Below are 7,129 nucleotides of genomic sequence, written 5' to 3' on the forward strand. Positions count from 1 at the left end.
GACGGGTTCAGCAGCTACGACCGGAAGATCCCGATCATCGCGACCGGCCTGCGCGCGACCGGCCTGCGCAACCTGCGCGCCCACGGCCCGGGCGGCCCGGTCTTCCTCCGCTTCGGCCGCACCCACATGCAGCCGCTCCACGACGCGATCGGCAACCCCCGCCGGGACGCCGTCCTCGCCCCGTTTCGCAGGTGACCACAAAAGCGCGGGCCGCCACCCTGACGGGGTGGCGGCCCGCACGGGTTCAGGGCGCGGTTGTCCACCCCGTCCGGACCGGGTGGGCGGGTGCTACTGCAGACCCAGCGAGGGGCACTGGTCCAGGATCCGCACCGGACGCCGCCAGCATGCCCCCGGGGCAACGACTCGGTTCCGGCCTCGGGTTTCTTCGTTCCTCTGGCCGGCCGCGGTCGTTGATCACGTTGTGGAGAGCCAGCAGTACCGCCGCGTCGTGCGGAGGGCTGTGTGTCAGTTTGTGAAGGAGTACCTCTTGTGAAGACTGCTCTGCCAGCATCGAGGCTCAGGCCTCTCACCGCTGCGGTATCCGGGACGCTCGCCGCGGGACTTCTCCTGGGATTGAGCCCGGCCCAGGCCGCATCCCCCTCGTCACGCAGCGCCGTCCCGAAACCCGCGGCCAGGGTCGAGCAGGCGCCGCTGATTGACGCCTCGTCCGCCGACGGGGGACGGTTCCGGTCCTCGGGGCGGCTGATCGGCGGCCTGAGCAGCAGCACGCCGTGTACGGCAACGCTCGTCTCGGCCGCGCGTCCGAGCCCGTCGGCCAAGGCGTTGATCCTCACAGCGGGGCACTGCGTCAGCGACGCGATGAAGACCAACGAGGTCACCGTCGGCAAGCCCGCGCCCGCCGGCTGGAGCTTCACCCCCGCCTTTTTCCACGACAACCCGGCAGAACACCGGGCGTTCCCGGTACAGAGCGTCGCGTACGCGACGATGAAAGACACCGACGTCGCGGTACTTGAGCTTCAAGCCACCTACCTGGACCTCGCGCAACTGAGGGTGGTGCCACGGACCGTGTCGGCTGAGCGGCCCACGGCCGGCCAGGCCCTGCTGGCGGCGCACGCCCCCCGCGACGGAGTCGCTCCCGACGAGCAGTTCCTGCGCCTGTCGACCTGCACGTCCACAGCCTCTCCGGTGGCCGTGCACGAGTTCGCATGGCTGTGGAAGGACGTCACCAGGACCGACTGCGCAGGCGTCAGTGGCGGCTCCTCCGGCGGGCCGGTCACCACGGCCGACGGCACCCAGGTCGTCGCGCTGCTCAACACCGTCGCCACGCCCGGGTACCTGGGCTGCGGGCTGGGACGTCCCTGTGAGGGCAGCTCCTCGGGCCTGGTGATTCCGCAGGACGGCACCGCCTACGCGACCCCCGTCGACGCGGTCGCCTCGTGCCTGGACGCGACGGGGCTGCAGCTGGACAGGCCGGGCTGCAGGCTCGACCCCGGTGAGCAGGTGGACGTCACCTTCTCCGGACATGAGACACAGAGCCACACCCCTGATGGCCCCGCCCGCTGGGACGCACACATCAGCCCGGCCAACACCGCTCAACACAAATATGCCGCCTTCAAGAGCGGCCCGTTCGGAGTCGTCGACTGCACCGACCCCATCGGATACAGCCGGCCGCAGCGTCTGCCCGCGCGGGGCCTGGAATACACGAGCATGCTGCCCACTCGGGACAACCTCTACGTTCTGTGCGCGGCCGGTGGGCCGAACGCCGACATCGAAGGATGGGCTGAGTCCTTCCAGCACCCGTCCTATGCGCATGCGCGGGTCGACAACACTCCGCCGACCGTGGCACCCAAGATCGACATCTCCGACGATGACACGGACTACCGCGTCCGCCCTGAATTCGTGCCGTGGGAGATCACCTCCTACGAAATCAAGTACGGGCCCGTCTCGACGACAGACTGCAACGATGCCGATGGGTACCAGCCCTACCGCAAGGTCCCCGTCATCCTTCCGAAAGCGGGCGCTCCCTGGGCCGTCTGCCTGATCGGACACGACCACGCCGGCAACGCGACCACACCTGCCCTTTTCTCGGTACCGGCCGCGTCTTCATGACCTCATGGTCCGCAGATCGACCGCCGAATCGGGCTCCCGCGTAGCGGCTCGCATCGAACTGGGCGCGTCCGGTCCGGCAGCTTCTGCAAGGCGAGGAAGACACGCCAGCACGAGGTGACGGCCTGTCCCGGTGGCCGCTGAGTGCCCAGGCGGGCCCCTTCGCCGTGGCCCCCAGTGCAGGGCCCGTGCGGGCCGTCACCCTCACCGGGTGGCGGCCCGCACACTCGCGTTCACCGCCAGGTCGCGAGCGCGGCAGCCCCGGTGACCGCGACGCCCGCACGCCCACCGCATCCCGACCTTGGAGAGCAGCTCGACCCGCTCCGGCGTCAGCGCTGCGGCCCGGCGTCGCTGGTTGTCGACCCACGTTCCGAGCTTCAGCGCCACATCCTGCTGCGCGGGGCCATCGCCGGTGGTGATGGTCTCGATGTGCTTGCGGGGCACCGTGAGGTGGCCCTCGCGTGCGAAGAACTGGGCTGCGGCGGCGTAGTGCATGGCCCACTTGTCGGCCTGGCTGGTGCGCGGCTTCGGCTTCTCGTCCTCGTCGGCGGGCTCGATGCCGAGGACCTGCTCGCACATCCACTGCTGCACGGTGGTGAGCTGGTCCCACCCGACCCGCACCGAAGTCACCCACCGGCCGAGGTCCTCGCCTTGGCGCACGACCTCACCTGCCACGGTGGGCAGCGCCTGGCCGGTGTCCAGGTGCTGGCGCACGAGGTGGAAGCAGCGCTGCCACGTCACCGGCCATACCGCGCACCAGGACGGGTCGATCTCCTCCAGCTGCTGACGCCGCTCCCGCGTCATCGCCCCGGCCTACGACTCCACCGGCGGCCCCTCCGCCCGCCGCTGCTCGATCTCCTGTGCCTTCCGTGCGGCGGCCCGCGCGTTCTTCAGCCAGATCCCAACCGCTGCGCCCTGGTAGGCGGCGTCCAGCGGCGCGAGGAGGTGGCCGTACTCGGCGGCCCATCCGCGGGCGGCGGCCAGGCCCTCGGCCCAGGCGGTGTCGGGGTGGGACCAGACCATGCCGAGCTTCTCCAGTTGGGCGACGCGCTCTGGGTCCACGTTGCCGCGGTTGTAGAGGCGGCGGGCGTCGGCGGTCCACTGCCCGAGCGGGAAGCCCGCCAGGGCGGCCGGCCAGCCGGCCGCCRCCGCGTCCTCGATAGCTGGGACGCGGAAGACGAACGGGACCCGCAGGTCCCCGTGCGTACGGGCGTAGATGGTGTCGGCCATCGCCGACGTTGCCTACGAGCTGTCCACCCGCCGCCGGGAGGCCGCCGACTACACCGGTGCGCTCTGGGCCGCGCACCAGGGCCTCCTCGCCGCCGAGGAGAACGAGCTCCTCCACCGGCAGGTCTTCCTCGCCCACCACGCCGTTGGGGACGTGGACGCCCTCTGTGAAGCCGCCGCACGGTTGGCACGGATCAACGAGGGCCTGGGCGGGGGAGTGGACATGGAGGCCGAGACGGCCCAGCTGCTGAGCACGCTGCTTCCGAAGCCGGTCATCCGGTGCTGGCTCTAGGATCCGCAGATTCGTGAGCACTGTCGGTGGATCATGAGCACTGTCCGGGCAAATCCGGGTGATCACGAGCAAGAGCTGGGTGGGTTCCGGGTGGACCCCAGGCCTGTCTCTCGGCGGCGCCAGCCGGGGAGGGAAGGAGGGCGGATGCTCAGAGAAGTTCCGTCGTAGCCGGCGCAGAGGATTCAGTGGCGGCCGCYGTCACCGTGTCCGGGGTCCAGAACTGGCGACCTCGCGTAATCGGGAGTCACGTATTCCTCAGCTGTGGAGTGCTCATGGTGACCGTGAGTGGTCGCCAGGGGCGTAGTGCCGCCAGGTTCCTCCGGCCTCGGCGGCGAGCTGGGCGGTCGTGTCGTCGTGGTAGCCGAGCATCCGGGCGACCACCGGAGCCGGGGCCTGGAGGACGAGGTGGCGGATCGCCGCGGTGCGTCCCCGCTGGGTTGGTAAGGCCAGGTGACGGAGTCGGAGTTCCAGAGTTTCCGGAACGGCACCCTGCCCGGCGGCGTCACAGCTGCACCCTGCGGGTGATTGGCTCACCTAACTGGTTATCTGTTCAATATCGGGGGGATTCCTGAACTCAGCCGATCCTGACACAGGCTCTCAGACGACTCCACAGCGGCGGAGGCATGACATGTCCACGGATAATCAGGAGAACGCTCCCAGCGCCGATCCTTTCGGCGACGACTGCGGCAGCCAGACGGACGGCGGACACCTCTGGGACGAAATCCAGGTGTGCGTCCAGAAGCAGCGCGCCGGACCCTGCCTGGAAGTAGAAAGCCGTTGGGGCGTGATGGCGGGCAGTCCGGGAAGCACCACGGACTTTCAACTGGTACCGACGGAGCGCCTCAGAGGGATCGAGTGCCCCAAGATCTGGGCCAGCGGCGCTACCAACTACTGGTCCGCCGCGCAAGGCAGGATCCCCCACTACTTCAGTCACCCAGCCGCGGCCGGACTGGGCATCAACTCCAAACAGGCCCGCAGAGAAGAACAATTGCACATCCACATGTCTCAATGCGCCCCCCAGGCGTTGCGCGATCTCGAAGAATATGAGAAGCAGCAGAAGATCACTACAGACCCCGCGAAGTGGAAGAATACGGTGCTTCCGGTGACGGGCCACGTCGCATCAGAGACCCGAAACTACCGGGTGATGAAGTCCGGGAACCTCAGCGACAACCTCTTCTATACCCTCAGGCATTACGTGGTCGGGGACGACAGCAGGATGCAGTATCAGACGATGATCGTGCTTCCGGCAAAGTCCGGCCTCTACATCCTGAACAGTGAGAGCGCCCTCCCCAGCGGCACCAACACCTGCAATCACCTCCTCGACTGCGCCTGAGCGCCCGCCCGTATGGGGTATCGAACTGGCGACCTCGCGTAATCGGGGGTCACGTATTCCTCAGCTGTGGAGTGCTCATGGTGACTGTGAGTGGTCGCCAGGGGCGTAGTGCCGCCAGGTTCCTCCGGCCTCGGCGGCGATCTGGGCGGTCGTGTCGTCGTGGTAGCCGAGCATCCGGGCGACCACCGGAGCCGGGGCCTGGAGGGCGAGGTGGCGGATCGCCGCGGTGCGTCCCCGCTGGGTTGGTAAGGCCAGGTGACGGGGCCGGAGTTCCAGAGTTTCCGGGGTCATGGGCTGTCCAGCGCGGCGGCCGGGGAACAGCCATCGGGAGTCCGGATTGGTCGCGATCATGGTGTTCGGCCGCTGCCCCAGGTAGTCCAGCAGCATCCCGGCGAAGGGGGCCGGGACGGGCGACGGCGGGTCGCCGAGCCGGACCAGGACCTCACCGTCCTCGTGCCGGACGTCGTCGGTGCCGAGCCGGGTGATCCGGGTGAGCGGCTGTGCGTAGAGAAGGACGAGCAGGGCGGCGACGCGGTCCTGGAGCGGCACGTCATCGCGGTTCGCGAGTTGTCGAAGCAGCGCGAGCCGTTTTGGTGCTGGGCGAGCGGGGCGGGGGTGCTTGTGGAGCGGGGCGGGACGATGACCTTCGGCATGTGTCTGGACCGCATCGCCCACCGAAGGAAGGCGTGGGTGAGGCGCCGGGCGGTGTAGCTGTCGGCGTACCAGGCATCGACATCGGCCTGCGTGCAGTTGGCGAGGGACGGTCCGTGATCGGCGAGGTGATCGAGGAAGGCGGTCGCGAGGCGGATCTCGTCGCGGGCCTGCTGGACCTGCTTGCCGGTAAGCGGGCTGCGGCCGGCCAGGGTGTGCAGGCGGCGCTGGACGTGCCAGGCGGCGAAGAGCTCCAGCAACTTCCGGTGCCCGGCATCGTCGATGGCGGGCAGCTTCTCCGCGAGCCATCGCTGGAACAGCAGCAGCTGCCGGTCGGCCGGTGGCAGGATCCCGGCCTGGATGAACAGATCACGCAGGTAGGCCACTGAACGCCAGGGGGTGAGCCCCAGCAGATGCTCACCACCCTCATGCCCGACACCGACTCCGACGCCGCCGCCTTCCCCGACAGCCTCTGGCCAGCCAACACCCTGCCTGACTTGCACCCCGCTCACACCAACTGAGCTCGGCCGACAACGCACCCCCAGCCCCCGCCGACGGGATGGCCACCAGGAGAGATCGCGGCGGCGGACGGGTCCGCATGAGTGCGTCAGCCGGCGAATCCCGCCAGGTGAAGCGCTCAGTCACACTGGTTGTAACTTAGCGCTGTAGTTGGCCCTTGAGCGCTCTACTTGGCCCAGCTGAGCGTTGTAGGTGTCCCGCAGGGGGAGAGTCCAGCCCTCTCACCTGCGCTGTTGCGGGCGGCCCGTGCCGTAACCGGCGGGCCAGCATCCCGCTAGGTCACAGTCCTGGGCTTGGGCCTCTCTGCGGAGTGCGAGGCCCACTTACCGGGGTCGCCCGCAGCCCCGGGGCGCCCGGGGACGCCACAACTGGACCGTTCACCGGCCACCAGGGCTAACGGCCGAAACGCCTGGGCGCCCTCGTCGTTAGTGGTGCCATGAAGATCATTAAGTTCACGCCGGGCCTTCTCGTTGCTCTGGCTGCCAGTGGAGCCCTGCTGGGGATGGCCGCGCCTGCGCACGCGAGCCTCGACGACACCAACTCGGGGACCAATACCGTGTTCAACGACAAGAGCGTGAAGGTTGCCGACTTCAACGAGAACGCCTCGTGGAACGAGTCGTTCGGAAATGACGGGTTCTTCGGCCAGTAGGAAGCGCTCTGCCTCCGTTCCGGGCGCGACCCGTCTGCCCGCGCTGTTCAGCCATTGGGTCCGAGGGTGGCGTCCCTTCTGGCCGTGATGGAGGATCGGTAACAGCACCTCGGCGGCGTCGCACCCGGTGCACGCCGCCGTCCCCGGCCGCGCGAGGGCATTGAGTGCCGGCGTCGTGTTCGGCGGGTGCGCGCGGTCGATGGCCAGCCACTTGTGGTGTTGCAAGTGGCGGACCTGCGCCTTCACGGTCAGGCGGCCCTAAGGGTTGTCCCGTAACTGCTGGTCACAGGTGAGATGATCTTGGTGTGGCTGGTGTGATCACGGCGTCGGAGCCGTCTTGGATAGCCCCGTTCACGGGGCTGAGTCCGCGCTGTTTCGGGAAGCTGGTGAC

Annotated in this window: 9 protein-coding genes and 2 pseudogenes; 7 read left to right on the plus strand and 4 right to left on the minus strand. The window is 68.7% G+C overall.

Going from position 1 to position 7,129, the window contains the following annotated elements; genetic code table 11:
• Together AB4039_RS40585 and AB4039_RS40590 are read left to right on the plus strand one after the other, a co-directional pair.
• Positions 1–195, plus strand: a pseudogene (locus tag AB4039_RS40585) (hypothetical protein); the annotation flags it as partial.
• 294 nt (positions 196–489) lie between these two features.
• Positions 490–2,070: a trypsin-like peptidase domain-containing protein gene (locus AB4039_RS40590; protein ID WP_266846274.1), complete on the plus strand. Its 1,581-nt coding sequence runs from the start codon at positions 490–492 to the stop codon at positions 2,068–2,070.
• A 201-nt stretch (positions 2,071–2,271) separates the two neighbouring features.
• Here the strand turns inward: AB4039_RS40590 and AB4039_RS40595 are convergent, their stop codons facing one another.
• A complete protein-coding gene (locus AB4039_RS40595) occupies positions 2,272–2,871 on the minus strand; it encodes a helicase associated domain-containing protein (RefSeq protein WP_442273139.1) in 600 nt (199 codons plus the stop codon).
• A 9-nt stretch (positions 2,872–2,880) separates the two neighbouring features.
• Positions 2,881–3,297 (minus strand): helicase associated domain-containing protein, encoded by a 417-nt coding sequence (locus AB4039_RS40600; protein WP_442273140.1) that lies wholly within the window; start codon positions 3,295–3,297, stop codon positions 2,881–2,883.
• On the opposite strand from AB4039_RS40600, the gene AB4039_RS40605 reads away from it, so the two are divergent.
• Positions 3,284–3,586, plus strand: coding sequence for a hypothetical protein (locus tag AB4039_RS40605; protein WP_266846273.1), 303 nt, complete (start codon positions 3,284–3,286; stop codon positions 3,584–3,586). The genes AB4039_RS40600 and AB4039_RS40605 overlap by 14 nt on opposite strands.
• Positions 3,587–3,856: 270 nt before the next feature.
• Here AB4039_RS40605 and AB4039_RS40610 read toward each other — a convergent pair whose 3' ends face one another.
• Positions 3,857–4,120: a hypothetical protein gene (locus tag AB4039_RS40610; protein WP_442273141.1), complete on the minus strand. Its 264-nt coding sequence runs from the start codon at positions 4,118–4,120 to the stop codon at positions 3,857–3,859.
• 94 nt (positions 4,121–4,214) lie between these two features.
• On the opposite strand from AB4039_RS40610, the gene AB4039_RS40615 reads away from it, so the two are divergent.
• Positions 4,215–4,919, plus strand: a complete 705-nt coding sequence (locus tag AB4039_RS40615; protein WP_266846272.1) for a CDP-diacylglycerol diphosphatase — start codon at positions 4,215–4,217, stop codon at positions 4,917–4,919.
• 75 nt (positions 4,920–4,994) lie between these two features.
• Here the strand turns inward: AB4039_RS40615 and AB4039_RS40620 are convergent, their stop codons facing one another.
• Positions 4,995–5,468, minus strand: a complete 474-nt coding sequence (locus tag AB4039_RS40620) for a hypothetical protein (RefSeq protein ID WP_442273142.1) — start codon at positions 5,466–5,468, stop codon at positions 4,995–4,997.
• A gap of 218 nt (positions 5,469–5,686) precedes the next feature.
• Between AB4039_RS40620 and AB4039_RS40625 the strand changes: the two genes are divergently transcribed.
• The 3 genes and pseudogenes from AB4039_RS40625 to AB4039_RS40635 all read left to right on the plus strand — a co-directional run.
• On the plus strand, positions 5,687–5,959 hold the full coding sequence (locus AB4039_RS40625) for a hypothetical protein (protein ID WP_442273143.1): 273 nt from the start codon (positions 5,687–5,689) through the stop codon (positions 5,957–5,959).
• Between the two features lie 566 nt (positions 5,960–6,525).
• The gene (locus tag AB4039_RS40630; RefSeq protein WP_442273144.1) at positions 6,526–6,738 is read left to right on the plus strand and encodes a hypothetical protein; all 213 of its coding nucleotides are present in this window, start codon (positions 6,526–6,528) and stop codon (positions 6,736–6,738) included.
• Between the two features lie 305 nt (positions 6,739–7,043).
• A pseudogene (locus AB4039_RS40635) lies at positions 7,044–7,129 on the plus strand (IS5/IS1182 family transposase); the annotation flags it as partial.

The sequence above is a fragment of the Streptomyces sp. M-16 genome (assembly GCF_052114405.1).
In the GTDB taxonomy this organism is placed as follows: domain Bacteria; phylum Actinomycetota; class Actinomycetes; order Streptomycetales; family Streptomycetaceae; genus Streptomyces.